Raw genomic sequence first — 242 nt, forward strand, 5'->3', positions numbered from 1 at the left:
GCGGCTGGGAACAGGCGGCTCGGGTCGAGGTGCTCAGCCACCCGATGTTCGCCGTGGCCAAGCTCTGGCAAAGTGCCCTGGGCAGCCTGGGCTGGCTGTTGATCTGCGGTGCGGTGAGCGCGGTGCTCGGCGCCCTGCTGCTGCGGCGCCAGCTCAAGCCGTTGGACTACATGGTCCAGCAGTCCCACGCCATTGCCCGTCGTGAATTCCTCAGCCTGCCGCAATTGCCCCGGACTCCGGAG

Annotated in this window: 1 pseudogene; it reads left to right on the forward strand. The window is 68.2% G+C overall.

The annotated features are described in order from the left end of the window. Nucleotides 1–242 (forward strand): annotated as a pseudogene (locus tag SB725_RS33485) (hypothetical protein); the annotation flags it as partial.

This window comes from Pseudomonas sp. SIMBA_041 (assembly GCF_046535095.1).
Lineage (GTDB): Bacteria > Pseudomonadota > Gammaproteobacteria > Pseudomonadales > Pseudomonadaceae > Aquipseudomonas > Aquipseudomonas mucoides.